Source organism: Streptomyces oryzae (assembly GCF_017676365.1).
Lineage (GTDB): Bacteria > Actinomycetota > Actinomycetes > Streptomycetales > Streptomycetaceae > Streptomyces > Streptomyces oryzae.
Map to the genome: position 1 here is coordinate 39,443 of NZ_JADKMA010000004.1, position 18,920 is coordinate 58,362.

Consider the following 18,920-nt stretch of genomic DNA (forward strand, 5'->3'; position numbering starts at 1 on the left):
CAGCTCTCGGTCTCAGTCGGCGGACGGGGCGGCGGTGGGGTCGGGCGCGAGGACGGCGAGGAGGCGCAGCATCGGACGGCCGGTCGTCAGCAGCGAGTCGGCGAGATCCGCCAGCTCCCGCTTGGTGCGCTCACCGGCCAGGGTGGGCTGCTCCCACGCGCCCAGCCGCGCCTTGTACCGCTCGATGGGCTCGCGCAGCGGCTCGTCCCACTCCGCGCGGTGCTTCTCCAGGTATGCCTCGGCGGCTTTCAGGACGTCGGGCAGCGGCTCGGCGAGGCGGGCGGCGTTGTGCGGGCTGAGCGGGTTGGCCATCTCAGGACCGACTCCGGCCTCGTGGAGCACCTTCACCATGTCGGCGTCCACCGAGCCGTCGGCGGTCACCGCCATCCACTGGACGACCGTGGGCTTGCCCTGCGCGTTGGAGTAGATCCCCTGGACCAGATAGCGGGCAGGCCGTACCTGCGCCGTGATGATGGGCGCGGTCTGCCGGTCGATGCGGACGAGCACCTTGTCCGTCAGCCACTCCACCATCGGATGCAGATCGGTGAGGAGGGAGATCTCCGGCCAGTTGGAGGTGGAGGACTGGCGTGCGAGCCGCAGCGAGTGCTCGGCCAGCCGCCGGTTGAGGGTGACGAGCAGCCGTTTGTGGAGCTGCTGTTCGCGCACATAGTCCGGCGGCAGCGCCTTGAGCCGCCGGATGAGGTCGCGGGGCGGCACGAAGGAGATCAGCCCGGACTTCTCGTCCATCGACAGGTCGAGCCGGTCGCGTGCGTCGGGGAAGACCTCGTTGACGGCTTCGTCGATGTACTGCCGAGTGGAGGCGAACAGCCGCGGGACCTCGGCTGTGGGAGGGGCCGTGTTGTGCTGGCCGCTGTCGTCGGCCGGCTCCCCACCGACCGTGCCGAAGAAGTCCCCCAGGAAGTCGTCCAGCCCGTCGTCCGTGCCGCTCGTGCCACCGGAATGCGGCGCGTCGAGCGACTCGTCCACGGTGCGGCCCCGCAGCAGGTCCTGGACGAGGGATTTCTCCTCGGCCTCGGCCCGGTACAGCCCGCTGACCGCCTCCGCCGTGCCCAGCGCGCGGTGCGCTTCGTCCTCCCGCTCCAGCAGCCGCTCGGCGACGAGGGTGTCGTCCTTGGCGCCGTCCACCGTGCTGGTCAGGATCAGGGCGCGGAACTGCGGCGATCTCTCCTGCCCGTAGCGGTCGATACGGCCGTTGCGCTGCTCGATCCGGATCAGCGACCAGGGCACGTCGTAGTGGATGAGCTGGTGGCACTGACGGTGCAGGTTGACGCCCTCGGAGGCCAGGTCGCCGGTGAACAGGATGCGGACCGGGGTGTCGGCCAGGCCGAAATCCTCGACGCACTGCATCTGCTGCTCGTCCGAGAGGCCACCGTGCATGATCCGCGCGGCGGCCCGCTGCGCCGCCTGCCCCTTGAACCCGAGGGCGGCGGGGACCGCGTCGCGAAGCCATTCGAGGGTCTGCACGCGCTCGGAGAAGACCACGACCCGGGTGTCGGATCCCGGCCCCACACCGATCTCCTTGAGCTGCTCGACGAGCGCGCGGAACTTCGCGGAGTCCTTCTCCGTCACCTTCGCGGCCAGCGCGCCCAACCGCTCCAGGGCCTCCACCTCGGTCCGGTCGGCCTCGGGCGTGTTCCTCTTTTCCAGCGTCTTGGTGCGGGTGGCGACCGTGGCCTTGAGCGCCTTGTGGGAAGAGAGGAAGGACTTCAGCAGCGTGTAGGGGAAGAGCGCGACATCGGTGACCGACTTCCGCCCGTCCGCCGGCAGCCACGTCTGCGCCAGTTCCTCGAAGATCTGCTCCTCCGCCGGGGACGCCGCACAGTGGATGGCCTGCGACGGGCCGCGGTCGGCCCACTGGCCGTGCATCGCGTCCCGCACCTCCGGGCTCACCTTCGTCCGCCGGATGAACAGATGCTCGATGTCCTTGGCCCGGTATCGCTCGGGGTCGCGGATGGCGGCGGGATCGAGGAGCGAGATCAGCTCGGCGAACGAACGGGCGTCGCCGTTGTGCGGGGTGGCGGAGGCCAACAGCAGCGCGTCGGTCCTGGGTGCCAGCGTCTTGGCGAGCTGGTTGCGCAGCGACCCCTTGTTGATGAGGTTGTGCGACTCGTCGATGACCACCGCGTCCCACCGGATGTGTTCCAGGTGGTGCTTGTACTGGTCGGTGTTCTTGAGGGTGTCGATCGAGATGATGACGCGCTTGAAGTAGGTGAACGGATTCCGGCCCGCCGGGATCTCCCGCTGGATGCGCTCGATACCCACCGAGTCGAGCCGCACGAGAGGAATGGCGAACCGCGTCCACAGCTCGTGCTGGAACTGCTCCAGCACATGCTGCGGCGTGACGACGAGGATGCGCTCGCCACGCCCGCGCCGGATCAACTCGGCCAGCGTGAGACCGATTTCGAGAGTCTTGCCGAGCCCCACGACATCGGCGATCAGCATGCGGGGCTGGAGATTGCGTCCGGAGAGCGCGAGCTGCGCCGGACGCTGCTGGTACGGCAGCGCGTCCAGCAGGAACGAGTCCGTGAGCGCCAGCCCCCGCTCGGACTGCGGCAGCGCCGTCTTGCGGATGACGGACTCCAGGAAGAGCCGGGAGCGCCGGAAATTCGGGGAATCGTCCTGCACCAGCGTCGTCTTGCGCGGGTCCAGCAGCTCGGCCCGGTCCAGCGCGGTGAAGAACACCGCCTCCTGGTCCCGTACGAAGTCGGAGATGCCCACGGCGTCGATGCGGGTCCCGTCGTGTCTGGTGGGGAAGCTGTTGCGGACCAGCCAGACCTCGTCCCGTACGACGACCTGCGCACCCGGCGGGTACTGCGCGTCCTCGGAACTCTCGGCGAGGGCGCTGCTGCCGTCGACGGTCACCCGCTGCCTCCTGTGTTGACGTTCGACGTTCGTGTCCTGGATGTGTGTATCACCACCCTTGTCGGGGTGGTCATGCAGGTCAAGGGGAATGGGGACGATCAGTGACCGGCCCGTTACCGCTGCCGTGCCCAGTCTCGTCGTGGGCCGGTCAGAACGGGGCGCTCGCGGCGTACACCTGGCGCAGTTGCTGGGCGGTTCGGCGGGCCTGAGCCGAGTGGCGCAACGGCCCGGAGGGGGGAGTATCGCGACGCCGTGCTGCGGGGGCAGGAGTGGCCGGGGTCTGCACGCCGGGGGAGTTCGACTGCCCGTCCGGCCCGGCGGGGGAAGGGTCCAGCAGTGTGGGTGTCCGCTCAGGCGAAGGAGCCGGGACGGTCGCAGCCTCGGGCTCGGGTGCCGGCTCGGTCCGGGCCTCTGCCGACGGCGGGGCCGGGTGAGGGGGATGTGCGTGGACCGCGGGAGCCTGGACCGTGTGTGTGGTCAGCCTCCGCCGCGCCTGGGCGATCGTCATGCCCTGGCTCTCCACCACCGCCCGGCAGTGCCGCACCACGTCGGTGAGAGACGGCCGGTCCTGCGCCTCGTGGGCCAGCATGACCGTGAGCAACGGCACCAGCTCTTCGGGAGTGCCCTCCAGATCCGGGGCCTTCTCGGGATTACCGACGAGATTGAACGTCGCCATCGGGGTGGCCGCCTGGTAGGGGGCGTGGCCGGTGGCCGCGAACAGCAGGACCGCGCCCAGCGCGTACACATCGACGGCCCCGGTCAGCGGCTTGACGCCGTTCGCCTGCTCCGGCGACATGTACGCGGGGGTGCCGACCACCGTGTTCGGCGCCGTCAGGGAAGCGTTGGACTCGGCGAAGACGGCGAGACCGAAGTCGATGATCTTCGGCCCGTTCGGCCCCAGCAGAATGTTCGCGGGCTTGAGATCGCGGTGCACCAGACCCTGGCGGTGCACACCGGCCAGCGCCTCGGCGAGGGTCGCCCCCAGCGAGGCCGTGAGCAGGGACGGCAGTATGCCGCATGCGTGCACGTGGCCCCGCAGGTCCGGCCCCTCCACGTACTCGGTGGCCAGCCAGGGGTCGTCCGCCTCGGCGTCGGCGTCCAGGAACGCCGCGATACGGGGGCCCCAGATCGTCTTGAGGATCTCGACCTCCTGCGCGAACCTCAGCCGCGCCTCCGAATCCACCACGCTCGGCTTGATCACCTTCACCGCCGCGGGCTCCCCGCCGAGCGACTCCCCCAGGTAGACCTGGCCCATACCGCCCTGCCCGATCCGTCCCTGCAGCTCGAAGCCGCCGATGACGGCCGGGTCCTCCGGGGAGAGGGGAGCAGTCTGCACGGGGAACCTCGCTGGTCGGGTGGTCGGGCTGGTGATGGGAAGTGCCACGTTAATGGATCTGCTGCCGTCGCGAGGGCGCTCTGGGAGGTCACACCGTCGCTGACAGATGGGCGACCATGTCCAGGACGCCGCAGGAGGGCCGGGCTGAGGCTGATCCCTGGGAGTGGACACCCTGATGATGGATTTTGATGGTCCAGGGAGGGATGTCCAGGTGGGACGCGAGTATCCGTATCCGGAGAAGTTCAGGAACGACGCTGTCGCGCTCTATCGCCTCACGGCCGGGCAGCGGACGTACGCGGCGGCAGCTGCGTATCGCGGTATCACCGCGGAGCCGCTTCGGTTGCCGGGGAGGACCCATGCAAGATCGCGAAGTCACACCGGAGTCATGACCGGGTGAAAGCCAGGTCGTGGATGGCCTTGAGGGCGGATGGGGGCGCGTCCGGGCAACTTCCAGAACCCAGTCGACCGTACTGGCCTCTCGTCCGAAATCAGCACCTACCCTGAGACAGGGTCAGGTAGTTCCGGCCGATGCAACGCGCCGACAGCCGACAAGGGGTGGCTAGTGACAGCGGATGTCCGTGGGCCGGCATGGGCACTCGAGGGATTGGGCGTGCGGTCCGGGCGCTATCCCCTGGCGGTGGAGGGCCCGGTGATGCGGGCGGTGGACCGGTTGGTTCCTGGAGTGTCCACGGTGACCCGCTACATCCGTTACCACTCGCTGTATGCGGCGATCGCGGCGCACGCGGAACGGAACGCTTGGGACATCACCGCGTGCCGCCGGGCGGTCCGCCGCAGCGAGGTCCTGCTGGCGGCGCTCCAGCACGACGGGGAGACAGATCCGGCGTGGCTTGCCCACGGGGTCGATCGGGTGCGGCGTTTTTGCACAGAGGAACTGGAACTCGCGCGAGCCGCCGACGAACAGCAGCTGAGCCAGTCGTACTCACCCCGCCGCTGGGGCTTTTGGGACCAGTACGGCGGACCCGCCACGGTGCTCGGCACAGTGGACATCCGGGACGGAGTGCTCAGACCCGGCCGGCACCCGTGCCCTCCCGCGGTCAAGGAGCTCTTCGCCCCTCTGCTGTCTCTCGCGGCACAGGACGTCGTGCCTTTCGCCGAGCTGGAGACAGCCGGGCAGGCGGCTCTTGGCGTCCCGTGCCCGGCCGAGCGGGAATGGCTGACGGACGTGCTGACCGCAACTCGCGGTGGAGGAACCCACGCGCAGGGGGACTGGGAGGCATCCGACCGCACTCGGCGTGCGACCCTCCGTATCCTCGGACGGGCGATCGATCTCCACGGTCATGAAGGCGACGGGTATCAGGAGACGCTGCGCTCCGCGGTGGCCTTCGGCGGCGAGGCGACAACTGATCCCGTCTTGACGGCGGTTCCCGAGACGGCCGGTTGGCGGGGAGTGCTGCTGCGCCATTACTCCGTCGGCGCCTGGCGTCGGCTGTGGGCGGCACTGGTGGCCTGTGTCGGCTCCAAGGACGGCGAGGGAGACCGGTCGGCCGAGGAACTACGCGACTGGCTGGCGCAACAGGCCCCGGACGGGAATGTACGGCGGGTCCTGGACGACCTGCCTCCACTCAAGAACGCGGCAGGTCAGTTATTGCCTGCCGAACGGCTTCTCCTGGAGCGGGGTGCCGATGCCCCGATGACCAATGTGCTGCTCCTGATGGTGGGTGCGCTGCGCTCCCGTGAGGGTCATCTGCCGGACGACGTACGGGCCGTCTTTCTGGGCCGTCAGCGGCGTCGGGCCGAGTTCCTCGACCCGACGTGGGTCGACGGCCTCATCGCCGGCTACGCCGACCGGCCGGTCAGCGACCTGGCCGCCCGGCTGGTGGACGACATGCTCGCCCAGTCCCGCAGAGTCGCCCTCGCGAAGCTGCGCATCGACCCCGCGACCGGCGGGCTGAAGATCTTCTCCCGTCTGCACTTCCGCAACGAGCGTTATTTCAAGACCGGTGACGAAGGCGACTCCGACATCGGCACCCGCATACCCCAACTCGGCTCCTTGGCGGCGCAGCTGGGGCTTCTCGCCGTCCGTGACAACTGCCACACCATCACCGCGGAGGGACGGCGCATCCTGGAGACGAATCCATGAGCGCGGCACACCACACCCGGTTCGCATCCCCCGTGACGCTGCTGAGGGAGTGGAGCGAACGCAGTGATCAGCAGGCACTGCACGAAGCGCTCTTCCTCGGTTTCACAGTCGATCTTCCCTTCCTGGAAAAGGTCGCCATACCCGTTGCCCGTGGCCTGGGTGCCCGCACCGCAGTGATCGGTGATGCGGCCCAAGGGCTGTACGACCCGGTCGATGTGCGCATGGCAGGCCGCAGTTATCTGCACGGCCTGGCCTCCTGCCGGCGCGCGTTCCACCCCAAGGTCGTCCTTCTGATCGGCGAACACGCCTGCCGGCTCGCAGTGGGTTCGGGGAACCCGACGCTGTCCGGCTGGGGTGCCAACGACGAACTCTGGACGGTGGTGGAAACCGAGGACAACGACTCCCACGCGCTGCTGGCCGACCTCGCCGACTGGCTGGACGCCCTGCCCTCCGTCGTGGAACTTGCCCCTTGGTCGGCGAGTCACCTGACGGAACTCGCTGCTCTTCTGACCGAACGGCATGTCAACGCCCCGGCCGGACCGGAACCAGGTGCCCGGCTTCTGCACAACCTTCAGGAGAGTCTGCTGGACCAACTGCCGCGCGGCTCCGTCGACGAACTGCACGCGTATGCCCCGTTCGTCGACGAGGCCGGTCATGCCCTCAGCGTGCTGTTGGGCCGTCTGACACCGCGCCACACCATCCTCGGGCTCCAGCCCCGCTGGTCCAGCTACGACGCCGGAGCGATCAAGAGGGCGCTCGGCGGCTTCGACGCGCAGATTCGTTTTCTCAAGGAGACTCGGATGCGGCACGGCAAATTCGTCGAGTGGCAGACCGACGGCTGCCGATACGCTCTCACCGGAAGCCCGAATCTGACCCGCGCCGCGCTGTGCACCAGCACACGGGACGGCGGCAACTGCGAGCTCGCCGTAATCGCGGCCGACACTGCGCCCCTGCTGCCCGAACAGGGGCGCATCACCTCACTCGCGAGCCTGACGGGCCGCACCATCCGGCCCTTCGAGTCCACCGGTCACACGCTCGTCCTGCTGGGCGCGAAGACGGACAGCGAAGGCCTGCACGTCTCTCTGGCGCACCCCCAGCTCCTGCCCGTGGTGATCAGCACGTCTCCGGACGGTTCACCGGGTTCCTGGACGCAGACCGGAACCATTCCGGCGGGGGCGTCGGCCTGTTCCTTCCCGCTGCCCGAGGTTCCTGGCGCGGCGGTTCGCGCCACGTGCGCCCGTCCTGACGGCACCACCGCAGAATCCGCGGTCGTCTTCGTCTACAGCCCCGTGCACTGCGCACGGCGCCACAGCGCCGACAGCGCTCCCCGGCTGAGAGACGACTACACAGTGCAGTCCCTGTTCGCCGACGAGCGTGCCGCACGCCGTTTCGAAACCGATCTGCTGCGCCTGCGCGAGCTCACCGCCGGAATGTCCGCTCCCCGGGTGAGTTCGGCGGGAGACGCGACAGCGGGCTCGGTGACATCGAGCGACGTCGACCGCTGGGACGCCTACCTCGCCGACTGCCGCCGGATGATCGGGGCGCCGTTGACGGACCTGGCGTTCGGCACCTCGCAGCTCGACCTGCCGCAGGCACCCTCGTCGCGGTGGATCGTGTCGACGATCACCCTTGGCGTGCGGGAGGTGGATGACGAAGAGCACGAGGACGATTGGGAGGAGGTGGACCTCCCCACCACGAGCGAGCCGCTCGTCCCGTACGTCGCGCCAGAGCAGCGTGCCCGTTGCCGCGCCTGGGCCCAGCGCTGGGTCGCGGCGCTTACAGGCCCTGACCGTTCAGCAGCACCGGTTCCGGTCCGGCTGCTCGTGGCCAGCCTGTACGTCCAGCTCCTGGCTGCCGGAGTCTGGGACGAGCAGGACCAGAGCTGGCGCGACGGACTCAGCTACCTCCTCGATGCACTCGGTTCCGAAGAACTGGCGGCCGAGGCGGACCACGATGCACCGCCCGAGAGCCGGCGACGGCTGGATGCGGTGGCGGCCGTGGTGATGACACTGCTCGTCCAGGACGCCACCTTCACCGGCGGGGGCGAGCACGATGTACTCGCGGCCCGCGCCTGGCACGGCGGCAAGGCGATGATCGCGCGTGCCGAGCCCGCCGAGGCGGAGGACCTGATGATCCCGCCGGAGCGGGCGCTCGCCCGCGTCGCGCCCTGGAGCGAGGTGGAGAGACTCATCGCTCTGGCGCAGGAAGACGACCCTTACGCGGAGGCGATCGAGGGGCTCACCGCGGCCGGCTGGTCGGTCGTGTGCGAGGACGGGCTCTGGGAGATCACGGGCACGTTCGGCAATCCGCTTCCGGTTGTGGCCAAGGCCGCCGAACGACTCGGGCGGCACCACGCCGACGGTGTGCTCGTACGAGCACGCAGCAAGAACCGCTGGGCCTTCATGGCGTGGGCGGACCCCTACCTGGTCCTGCTCAATCCCCCGGCACGAGTCTGGCGTACCTACCAGGTACGACTCCCTGCCACACCGGAATCGCGGTTCAGCGGCGGCGACCTTTCCGCGATACCCGGCCGCGTCGGTTCCCCGATCCCGCTACAGAAAGACCCGCCTGAAGCCCTCAGGAAGATTCTCGCCGAAGCAGGCCTCAGTTACCCAGAGTTGGTCAGTCGCCTGTTCACCCCGACGCATGACGTCGATGAGGCCCTCCCGAGCTTGTAGTCAGCTGCCTTCTGAGGTGAGGGCTCGGAGAGCAGTTGACGGGAGACCGGGTGGGAGGTGAGCAGGATCGGCGATGGCCAGGCCCACCATGTGCCCGATCAGCTTGTCGCACTCCGCCGCCCGTACCGCTCGCCACTTGCCCGGTGGGTCTGAGCTGACCCTCATGCTCCGGTCCCTGTCGCCGGAAGGTCACGGGAATCGGTGGCCGCCCCGTACGGCCGCCGGTGCACGACGGCCTCCTCGACCTATCAGGAGCTTCGTTCCCAGTTCAACGAATCAGGGTTCTGGACGAGCAGGAGTGGCTGGACGGCTCGTGTTCCAGGTCGCCTTTGTCCACTCGATTGTGTTGCCATCGCCTGAGACATGTCATCGTCGCAGTCGCGGACGTCCCCCCTCCAGCGCGTCGCGTGCCGCCTCCATGAAGGCGTAGCGCCGCTCCCGCTTTGCGGGTGACCGCCCGCTCTGTGGGGAGGTGCTTCGCATATGGCTGTGCAGCACGTCGGTGTAGTCATGGGCGGCCTGGGCTGTCTCATGCGAGCACACCAGCTCGACGGCTTTCTTCGCCAGCCATAGGTCGTGCAGCTTCTCGTCATCGGGGTCTTCGGGCGCCGGTAGACCGCGGTCTCTGCGGTCCAATGTCAACTCAGCGCTCTGCGCGGCGGCGAGGAAGCCCAGGATGGCCTCCTTGCGCTCAGCGCGCTCCGCGTCCGCGCGCTGTTGCTGATCACGCCGTATCTCGACCCGGGCCGCCAGGTGCTGTCCCAGGAGGGTGCCTGCGGTGCCGAGGAGGACGCCGACCAGGGCAAGAACTGTGCTTCCAGTGACTCCGTTCACGTCGTACATCCTGCTGGACGGGTGGCGTGTGAGTGACGGCAAATCCAGCCCGGTGCATGGGGCTTCGTGCACGTGACGGGTGACGGGTCTCGGTGCCGAGGAGTGTGAACGGTGGGCTGGCAGTGGTGTGGATGGGGCGGGGTCGCCACCCTCAGCCACAGCCAGTTCGGCCCACGAGGTGCCTTGACCTCGCAGCGAGAGTTATGGCTGTTCAGGCGGGTGACGACGAGGGGGCGTCACCCGTTCGGTGGGACTGAGTTCCGCTCTTGTGCTGCTCGACGGTGTCGTCGTCGGGACCCGATTGGCGATTCACTTGGAGTGCCCGATGCCGTCTCTGCCCCTCGCTGTCTGTCTACCGATCTCATTCGTCGTACTCGGAAGCACGCCGTTTGCGTGCGTGCCGGTGCGGACCTGTCTGGAGCCCGAGCCCGGGCGGTATCGGCGCGGTGGCGGTCGCCATGTGGCCCGTTGGAGTGCACGGTGAGTGCCCCGGCCCGCGCGGGACGTGGCGCTGTGGTCTATCGCTGGACCAAGGAGACGCGGCTGCCTACCGCAGGAGCCCGTCTCGCGCTGGGCGAAGCACTCGCTCGCCTCGGCGTTGAAGAAGAGGCGCGAGACGATGCGCAGCTGGCACTGTCGGAACTGGTGGCGAACGCGACCGAGCATGCCTATGGTCCGTACGAGGTGCGATTGCAGCGCATTCTGGCCGAGTGGGTCTGTGAGGTCGAGGATGGTGATCCTCGGTTGCCCCAGCTTCCTCGATTCCCGCCCGGTCCTCTCTTTCCACCAGATGAGGAGAGCCGGGGCGGTGCGCTGGGCTCGTTGCTGAGCTTGCTGGAAGAGCGGGGTCGAGGGCTGCAGGTGGTGCACCAGCTGACTGGCGGTAACTGGGGATTTTGCCGGACGGGGGATACGAAGGTTGCCTGGTTCGTGGTCGGCGCTGTTGCTCCTTGAACCGCCCAGTGTGGTGACCAACGCTGTCCCGCACCGTGGGGTACGGGCAGTCGCCCACGATCCACCGCCGTGTGCTGTTGCCCGATGGCTGCGGACATATTTATAGGGGGCGGGCGGGGCCCTCGTGATGGCTGCGAGTCACTCGGGATGTGACCTGGCACGGCGCCGGGGACTGGGGGTGATGCCGGGGGGGCCGGGAGCGACTCGTGGAGATGCTCGTGGACGAAGCTCAAGCCGAGTCGTTGTGACCGGCTGACGGTCACGATCCGCTGCTTCGGTGCCGCTGGCGTGCCGAGCGTCGAGATGGGGGTCATATCGGGGGTCGATTCGGGCGTCGTCCTTGGAAACGACGCCCCGGGTCGCCCCGTTCGCGCAGGTCAGGGGCACAACGAGCCACCCCTGAGCGAGCCCGACTGTATATCGGTGCAGGCAAGCATCCCGATCTTCGGGTACGGCGGGCGGGGCTCGCTGCGTGTCATGACGACCGATGCTCCGCTGTTTGGTACGTCATCCGTTCCGTGCTGCCTACCCGGCTGCGTAGCCCTCGCCCTTTCTCGGTTCTCGGCGGGCACTCGACCGCGCCCCACGCACGGCCGTGCAGGGGTCTCCGGGCCTGGTGCGCTGCTGGAGGAGGCGTGCGGGTGTGTCGCCGCTGAGGGGCGACACACCCGCGCACTGTGCCGCGTCGTCAGTTCCTTGCCGTGGCCACAGATGCCTCCTGTTCCGGTACGTACTGGTAGCGCCGGGGCTGGTCGGTGACCTGTCGGACGGTGCTCCGCTTGGCCAGCGTGACGAGGCTGTTCGCGATAGCGCCGGAACTGCGCTCGATACTGCGGCTGATGGCGGTCGCGGTGAACGCTTCGTCAGGGTGAGCAGCCATGAAGTTGAGGACCATCTCACCCAGCACTCCCGGGCGCAGCCTGCCGCTGTCGGTAACGGTGGCAGACGGCCGCACGTGCCCGCAGGTGGGGCAGGCGTGCCCATGGGCGGGCACGCTGCTGCCCCGCCCTGTCTGCGCGTGTGACGCGCTGTCGGCTGATACCGGTACACCGGACGGTGTGACCGTCGCGGACAGCTCCGCAGGCCCCGGGTCCGGCGTGGGGGCCGTAGCTGCACCTGGCTGCGCACCCGGCGCCGGGTGCGGGTGAGGGTGCGCGAGGGCGTCGGGGCTTTCCTCGGACGTAGGCGCTTCGGCACCTGGCTCCTGCGTGTGCGTGGGTTGCTTGTCCGGGTGAGCTGGAGGCTCGGCAGGGGTGTGGGCTACCTCGGGAGCGGCCGGGTGCGGTGCCGTCGTCTCCGCCTCGTCCCTTTGACGGTCGGTCCCGGAGACCTCGGATGAGGCATCCGCCATGGCTTCGGATTCCGTGTTGGGGAGCGGGTGCTCCTGGCCCGGGGTGGCATTCGGGTGCGGGCGCCATCGGTCCGGTGCAGCTTTGCCGGTGGTGGTGGCGCCGTTCTCGCGTACGGCCATGCCTTGGCTCTCCAGTGTGGCGAGGGCCTTGCCGGCGGTGGAGCGGCCGATCCCGGCGACGAGGGCAAGGTCGGCGGCGCTGGAGCCGGGCTGGTCGGTGAGGGCCTGGAAGATGCGGGCGCGAGCGCCGGTCAGCTCGCCTGCTCCGGTGACAGGGCGATGCCGCTGGGTGCGGGTGGTCTTCTTGGTGCTGTTGATCACGAGGGGAACCTCAATCGCGGTCGGCAGCGGTTGGTTGGGTCCCCGGCCGGGGTGCGGCCCCAGGCACACGGTCGGGTGCGTGCCTGGCCGCAGGCGGTGCGAGCCGCGTGCGCTGCGCGGTGGTGCTCGCTTCGCCGACGACCATGGACGCTCGATACCCGGCCCCAGTCAAGCGTGATCAGACCAGGTGAGAAGAGAGCTGCAAGAACCGGACGGGTGCAGTGAGGGAATGCGGGAGCACCGTGTGGGTGCCCGGGGTGCGGTGACGGGGCAGGTGCGGTGACGAGACACAGCTCTGGTGGGCGAGCGGGCGACCACAGAGTCCCCGCTTGCGGCCAGGTGGATTTTCCACCCATCGGTAGTCGTTTGCAGGCTCGTTCGCGGTTCGATGGCGGCAACCCGGGGAGCAAGTCAGCGTGTCACGGTCGTGGTTGTCCATCCGCGTCGATTTGGTCTCCGGGCACGGTGCGGACCTGTGGCCGCGACCCGGCCGGATTCTTGCTGCGGCACGGACCCATTCCTTCGCTCAGCTCGCCCAAGCCATCGATCTGGCTTTCGGGCGCTGGGATCTGGCTCACCTGCACAAGTTCACGCTGACCGACCAGACGTGCGTGAACCCGCTGGAGTGGTGGGATGGCGAAGCCCCGGAGGGCACTCTGGATGGCCACTCCACCAGGCTCAGCAGGCTGAAAGCCGGCGAGCAGTTCGCCTACGTCTTCGACTTGGGGGACAACTGGGAGCACCTGTGCACAGTGGGCGAGAGGCGCGTTGATCCGCTGGAGGAGTTCGGCGAGACGCCCTCCCGGCCGGAGCCCTACTGGGGCTGGGGGACTCTGCAGGACCAATACGGCCGCCGATGGGATGGTGACGAAGGGGAGTCACGCATGCCCAAGCGGCCTCCCCGAGGGCTTGGCGATCTCCCGCCGATCCTTCCCCTGTGGGGCGAACGACGGCGCGGCTGACGCCCGCTTCCGCCGGGTGGTTGCTGCTGACCGCCTGGAGCGTGCCCAGGACAGTGCTGGGTCTCTGGCCCCCGGGTGGCTCGCTACTGGCTCGCAGGTGGCTCGCCACTGGCTCGCCCCTACCTTTACCTGCACGGATCACTGCTCGGCATATGCACCCCCACGATGGGCACTGCACAGCAGAATCGTCCGGACCAGTGTGATTTATGGCAACTCGGCACGCCGGGCCTTCTATATCTTGCGTGAGTCCGCGAACTGATTGCCACCCGCTGAGCGATGCTCGCCCAGGCACTACTCCCTCCCAACGGTCAGCGTCCGCTCCTCCGACGACGCCGACGTCTCCCCGGCCGGCGAGCAGTGCGAGCGACGGCGGCGCTGCTGGACCGGACGGGTGGCGCAAGACCAAGCGCTCTGCCTGCTCAGAGACACCGCCGAGCCGTTTGCAGGTTTTGTTCGCCACCCCTGAGCCGGGACTCAATCGGGAAGCTGCCGCCGTTCTGCTGCGCATTCTCAAGCAGTGCGCAGAGCGCAATGGCGCTCCGACGAGCATCGAGCTACGACTGGACGACCCCGCGAATCACCAGCAGAAGGAGCATGTGAGTGAGCGAAACTGATCTCCCGCTTCCCTGGCTTCACCAGTCGGAGAAGTTGACCTCCCAGACCACCGCGACGCCCCGCCTCCCTCTCCGGTTCGCCTTCTACGGACGCGTGTCCACCGAGGACCAGCAAGAGCCCGAGGCTTCCCGGCTCTGGCAGCGCGGACGAGCCGAAGCGCTCATCGGGCCGACCGGCGGCACCATCGTCGCCGACTACTTCGACATCGGACAGACCCGCGCCCTGCCATGGAAGCGGCGCCCGGACGCTCGGGCGCTCCTGGCCGCACTTGCCGACCGCAATCGCGGCTTCGACGCCGTGGTCATCGGCGAGCCGCAGCGGGCCTTCTACGGCAACCAGTTCGGCGACACCTTCCCGCTCTTCGTGCACTACGAGGTCCCCTTGTGGGTGCCCGAGGTCGGTGGCGCCATCGACGCCAACAACGAAGCCCACGACCTGATCCTGTCCGTCTTCGGCGGCATGTCCAAGGGCGAACGCAACCGGCTGCGCCTGCGCACCCACACCGCGATGGCATCGCAGACCCTCACCGAGGGGCGCTACCTGGGTGGGCGCCCGCCCTACGGGTACCGCCTGTGCGATCTGGGCCCGCACCCCAACCCGGGCAGGGCCGCCGACGGCAAACGGCTCCGCGGCCTCGAACCAGACCCGGAGACGGCGCCCGTGGTCGTCCGCATCTTCACCGAGTTTCTGCGTGGCTACGGAACCTTCGCGATCGCGGAGGGGCTCACCCGTGACGGCATCCCCAGTCCGTCCGCCCACGACCCCCGTCGCAACCCTCACCGCGACACCCGAGCCTGGGCCAAGAACGCCGTACGCGCCATCCTGGGCAACCCCCGCTACACCGGCCGCCAGGTCTGGAACCGTCAGAAGAAGCACGAGACGCTGCTCGACATCACCGACGTCAGCCTGGGCTACACCACCAAGATGCGCTGGAACACCCAGGACAAGTGGATCATCTCCAAGGAGATCGTCCACACCCCCCTCATCGACGACGAGACCTTCACCCGCACGCAGGATGTCCTACGGACCCGGGTCCGCTCCGGCCCGGCACCCGGGGTCAAACGCACTCGGAACACGTACCTTCTGCGCGGTGCTCTGCAATGCGGCGTCTGCGGTCGCACCATGCAGGGGCACTGGTCCCATCACCAGGCGTACTACCGCTGCCGCTTCCCCGAGCAGTACGCGCTCGCCAACCGCATCACGCACCCCCGCAACGTCTACCTACGGGAAGCGTGGCTGATCCGGCCGCTCGACGACTGGCTCGCGAAAGTCTTTTCGCCGCACCGCCTGGACGAGACGGTTGATCTCATGGCTGCCGCCGCCCAAGAAGATCCAGGACCGGCCCGCACCACCAACACCGCTCAGCAGAAGATCGCCGACTGCGACACCAAGCTCGCCGCCCACCGAGCCGCGCTCGAAGCAGGCGCCGACCCCGCGCTGGTCACTCAATGGATCGCCGAAACCCAAGCCCGCCGCGAACAGGCCGAATCCGAGCTCCGAGCCACCACGCCGCAGCCACAGCCACAGCCCGGCACACCGCTGTCGCGGGATGAGATCGCCGCACTCCTCCGAGCAGCCGGGAACCTCACCACGGCCATCCACCAGGCCGACCCCACCGACAAGGCCGAGCTCTACAAAAAGCTGGGCATCCGTCTGCGCTATGACCCCGCGCAGCAAAAAGTCCTGGTCGAGAGCCATCTCGACCAGGACCTGGGCGGTTCCCGTGGGGTACCAGTACGTGTCGGGAGGGGGACTTGAACCCCCACGCCCTGTAAAGGGCACTAGCACCTCAAGCTAGCGCGTCTGCCATTCCGCCACCCCGACCGGGTGTGCCGCGTGGCCGGTGGGTGGCCTTGCGACGGGTTAAACCTTAGCACCCGATGAAGGCTGCGATCACCCGGCTCTTGGGGTGCCGGGGTGTGGGCGGGAGGATGGGGGCCTACCTGCGAGAAGAGGAGGCAGCGTGAGTGCCGACAGTGCCGCGACCGCGAGTGCCGCTAGCGCCGAGAGCGAGGTCGTCGATCTCTGCCGCGAACTGATCCGGATCGACACCAGCAATTACGGCAACAACGAGGGCCCAGGGGAGCGGGCGGCGGCGGAGTACGTCGCCGAGAAGCTGGCCGAGGTCGGGCTGGAGCCGCAGATCTTCGAGTCCAGTCCGGGTCGGGCCTCGACCGTGGCGCGGATCACGGGTGAGGACCCTTCGCGCCCTGCCCTGCTCATTCACGGACACACCGACGTGGTGCCGGCCAACGCCGACGACTGGACGCATCACCCGTTCTCCGGGGAGATCGCCGACGGCTGCGTATGGGGACGCGGCGCCGTCGACATGAAGGACATGGACGCGATGACGCTGGCCGTCGTACGCGACCGGATGCGCAGCGGGCGGAAGCCGCCCCGCGACATCGTGCTGGCCTTCCTCGCCGACGAGGAGGCGGGCGGTGTCTACGGGGCCCGGCATCTGGTCGACAACCATGCCGATCTCTTCGAGGGGGTCACCGAGGCCATCGGCGAGGTCGGCGGGTTCTCCTTCACGGTCAACGAGGACCTGCGGCTGTATCTCGTCGAGACGGCCCAGAAGGGCATGCACTGGATGCGCCTGACGGTCGACGGCACCGCAGGCCACGGGTCGATGACCAACAACGACAACGCGATCACCGAGCTGTGCGAGGCCGTCGGGCGGCTGGGCCGGCACAAGTTCCCGGTGCGGGTCACCAAGACCGTCCGCTCGTTCCTGGACGAGCTCTCCGACGCGCTCGGGGTCGAGCTCGACCCGGAGGACATGGAGGAGACCCTCGCGCGGCTCGGCGGCATCGCGAAGATCATCGGCGCCACGCTCCAGAACACCGCCGCCCCCACCCAGCTCGGCGCCGGCTACAAGGTCAACGTCATCCCCGGACAGGCGACCGCGCACGTGGACGGGCGGTTCCTGCCGGGCTACGAGGAGGAGTTCCTGGCCGATCTGGACCGGCTGCTGGGGCCGCGGGTACGGCGGGAGGACGTGCACGCCGACAAGGCGCTGGAGACGACGTTCGACGGCGCGCTGGTGGAGGCCATGCAGACCTCGCTGCGCGCCGAGGACCCGGTCGCCCGGGCCGTGCCGTACATGCTCTCGGGCGGCACGGACGCCAAGTCGTTCGACGACCTGGGCATCCGCTGCTTCGGTTTCGCGCCGCTGAAGCTGCCGCCGGAGCTGGACTTCGCCGGGATGTTCCACGGGGTGGACGAGCGGGTTCCGGTCGACGGACTCCAGTTCGGGGTCCGGGTGCTGGACCGGTTCCTGGACCAGGCGTGACGCTGCCGGGTGGCGGCTCCGTCGTTCGCCGTTGACCGCTGCGGGGCGGTAATCGGGTAATCGGCCACCTGTACGGAGCTGACTGGGACGAGTGAATGATCTAGTCGGTTCGTAGCCTGATTCCTCCATCCTCGTTACAGGGAGTGCGGTCCCCGGCTGGGACCGTATTGCCAACAAGGAGGAATAATGATCAAGAAGGTCATCGCCGCCGCGGCTGCCACCAGCGGTCTTGTGCTGGCTGGTGCGGGTATGGCCGTCGCCGACTCCGGTGCGCAGGGTGCCGCTGTGCACTCCCCGGGTGTCGTTTCCGGCAACACCGTGCAGGTCCCTGTCCACGTGCCGGTGAACGCCTGCGGCAACACGATCTCCGTGGTCGGTCTGCTGAACCCCGCGTTCGGCAACACCTGCGTCGCCAAGTGACGTAAAGCCTCATCCGACCCGATCGGTGAGCAATCATCCGAGCGGCCCCGGAGCACGCGCCACGCGCTCCGGGGCCCTCGGGTCTTGAGGGGGGCGGGACGGCGCGCCCAGGGTGCGCCTCCCCCTGACCGGTCACAGTCAGCCACCACTAGGCAGGGGATTCCACAACCATGCGTCAGGGCACCAGAAAGGGCCTGCTCACCATCGCCGCCGCGGGCGGCCTCCTCGCAATCTCAGGGGGGACCGCGCTCGCCGACTCCGGCGCACAGGGCGGCAGCGCGAACTCGCCGGGGGTGCTCTCCGGCAACAACGTCCAGGCTCCGGTCAACGTCCCGGTCAACGTCTGCGGCAACACCGTGAACGTCGTCGGCGTGCTCAACCCGGCGTCCGGCAACAGCTGCGGGAACGGCGGCTCCAGCAACGGGAACAACGACGGTCCCGGCCCGCAGGGCGGACACGGAGCCCACTCGGGGGGCTCCACACACGGCTCGCCCGGCGTCGGTTCGGGCAACGACGTACAGGTTCCGGTCGATGTGCCGGTGAACGTGTGCGGCAATACCGTCGATGTCGGCGGTGCGCTCAACCCGGCACACGGCAACGGCTGCGGCGATCAGCCGGCTCCCGGGAATCCGGGACCAGGGCCGGGGCCGGGGCCCGTCGAGCCCGGCTACCCGGAAGACCCGGGCCAGCCGCCCGGTGACCCCGACCAGCCGGGTGACCCCGGACAGCCCGGAGAGCCGCAGCAGCCGGGGCAGCCCGAGGAGCCGCACACACCTGGCGGCCCGGGTGAGGTCACCACTCCGGGCACATCCACCCAGCCGGGCAGCTCCGGTGAGGTGGGAGCCCCTTCGGTGCCGGTGGCCGCAACGGGGTCCGAGAGGCCGTCCGGGGCGAGTGAGAAGTCCCCCGGCTCCGGGAACCCCGGGGCAACAGGTGCCGACGGCGAACTGGCGCACACCGGCGCCGGTCCGCAGCTCGGTGTCGCCGCGCCGCTGAGCGTGGGCATGCTCGCGGGCGGTTACGTGCTCTACCGGCGCTCCCGCGCCGCCGCTCGACGCTGACCTTGGCGTCAGCCGGAACGGTCCCGGCCGTGGCCGGGACCGGCACGGCGGAGGGAGCGGTCCCGCAACCAGCGGACCGCTCCCTCTCAGCTCCTCACCGGCGACCGAC

General features: G+C 68.9%; 12 protein-coding genes and 1 tRNA gene. 8 read left to right on the forward strand and 5 right to left on the reverse strand.

Annotation, left to right across the window (positions count from 1 at the left end; genetic code table 11):
- Window positions 1–12: 12 nt before the first annotated feature.
- Both ITI46_RS01305 and ITI46_RS01310 read right to left on the reverse strand, forming a co-directional pair.
- On the reverse strand, window positions 13–2,883 hold the full coding sequence (locus ITI46_RS01305; protein WP_209237284.1) for a DEAD/DEAH box helicase: 2,871 nt from the start codon (window positions 2,881–2,883) through the stop codon (window positions 13–15).
- 148 nt (window positions 2,884–3,031) lie between these two features.
- Entirely contained in the window at window positions 3,032–4,219 is a 1,188-nt protein-coding gene (locus tag ITI46_RS01310; protein WP_209237286.1) for a serine/threonine-protein kinase, read from the reverse strand.
- 610 nt (window positions 4,220–4,829) lie between these two features.
- Here ITI46_RS01310 and ITI46_RS01315 point away from each other — a divergent pair.
- Both ITI46_RS01315 and ITI46_RS01320 read left to right on the forward strand, forming a co-directional pair.
- Window positions 4,830–6,320 carry a hypothetical protein gene (locus tag ITI46_RS01315; RefSeq protein WP_209237288.1) on the forward strand — a complete coding sequence of 497 codons (1,491 nt, stop codon included), beginning with the start codon at window positions 4,830–4,832 and terminating at the stop codon, window positions 6,318–6,320.
- Window positions 6,317–8,998: a phospholipase D-like domain-containing protein gene (locus ITI46_RS01320; RefSeq protein WP_209237290.1), complete on the forward strand. Its 2,682-nt coding sequence runs from the start codon at window positions 6,317–6,319 to the stop codon at window positions 8,996–8,998. The genes ITI46_RS01315 and ITI46_RS01320 overlap by 4 nt, the downstream gene beginning before the upstream one ends.
- 366 nt (window positions 8,999–9,364) lie before the next feature.
- Here ITI46_RS01320 and ITI46_RS01325 read toward each other — a convergent pair whose 3' ends face one another.
- Window positions 9,365–9,832, reverse strand: coding sequence for a hypothetical protein (locus ITI46_RS01325; protein ID WP_209237292.1), 468 nt, complete (start codon window positions 9,830–9,832; stop codon window positions 9,365–9,367).
- Between the two features lie 513 nt (window positions 9,833–10,345).
- On the opposite strand from ITI46_RS01325, the gene ITI46_RS01330 reads away from it, so the two are divergent.
- Window positions 10,346–10,786 (forward strand): ATP-binding protein, encoded by a 441-nt coding sequence (locus ITI46_RS01330; protein ID WP_209237294.1) that lies wholly within the window; start codon window positions 10,346–10,348, stop codon window positions 10,784–10,786.
- 688 nt (window positions 10,787–11,474) lie between these two features.
- Here ITI46_RS01330 and ITI46_RS01335 read toward each other — a convergent pair.
- A complete protein-coding gene (locus ITI46_RS01335) occupies window positions 11,475–12,458 on the reverse strand; it encodes a helix-turn-helix domain-containing protein (RefSeq protein ID WP_209237296.1) in 984 nt (327 codons plus the stop codon).
- Between the two features lie 431 nt (window positions 12,459–12,889).
- Between ITI46_RS01335 and ITI46_RS01340 the strand changes: the two genes are divergently transcribed.
- Together ITI46_RS01340 and ITI46_RS01345 are read left to right on the forward strand one after the other, a co-directional pair.
- Entirely contained in the window at window positions 12,890–13,420 is a 531-nt protein-coding gene (locus tag ITI46_RS01340) for an IS1096 element passenger TnpR family protein (protein ID WP_209237298.1), read from the forward strand.
- 600 nt (window positions 13,421–14,020) lie between these two features.
- Window positions 14,021–15,793, forward strand: coding sequence for a recombinase family protein (locus ITI46_RS01345; RefSeq protein WP_209237300.1), 1,773 nt, complete (start codon window positions 14,021–14,023; stop codon window positions 15,791–15,793).
- Here the strand turns inward: ITI46_RS01345 and ITI46_RS01350 are convergent.
- Window positions 15,775–15,859 (reverse strand) — tRNA-Leu (locus ITI46_RS01350). The two genes, ITI46_RS01345 and ITI46_RS01350, sit on opposite strands and share 19 nt — an antisense overlap.
- Window positions 15,860–15,998: 139 nt before the next feature.
- Between ITI46_RS01350 and ITI46_RS01355 the strand changes: the two genes are divergently transcribed.
- The 3 genes from ITI46_RS01355 to ITI46_RS01365 all read left to right on the forward strand — a co-directional run bounded on the left by ITI46_RS01355 (window position 15,999) and on the right by ITI46_RS01365 (window position 18,811).
- Complete coding sequence (locus tag ITI46_RS01355) at window positions 15,999–17,330, forward strand: M20/M25/M40 family metallo-hydrolase (protein ID WP_209237302.1); 1,332 nt, start codon at window positions 15,999–16,001, stop codon at window positions 17,328–17,330.
- A gap of 186 nt (window positions 17,331–17,516) precedes the next feature.
- Window positions 17,517–17,750 (forward strand): chaplin ChpH, encoded by a 234-nt coding sequence (gene chpH / locus ITI46_RS01360; RefSeq protein ID WP_209237304.1) that lies wholly within the window; start codon window positions 17,517–17,519, stop codon window positions 17,748–17,750.
- Window positions 17,751–17,920: 170 nt separating this feature from the next.
- A complete protein-coding gene (locus tag ITI46_RS01365) occupies window positions 17,921–18,811 on the forward strand; it encodes a chaplin (protein WP_209237306.1) in 891 nt (296 codons plus the stop codon).
- Window positions 18,812–18,920: the final 109 nt, after the last annotated feature.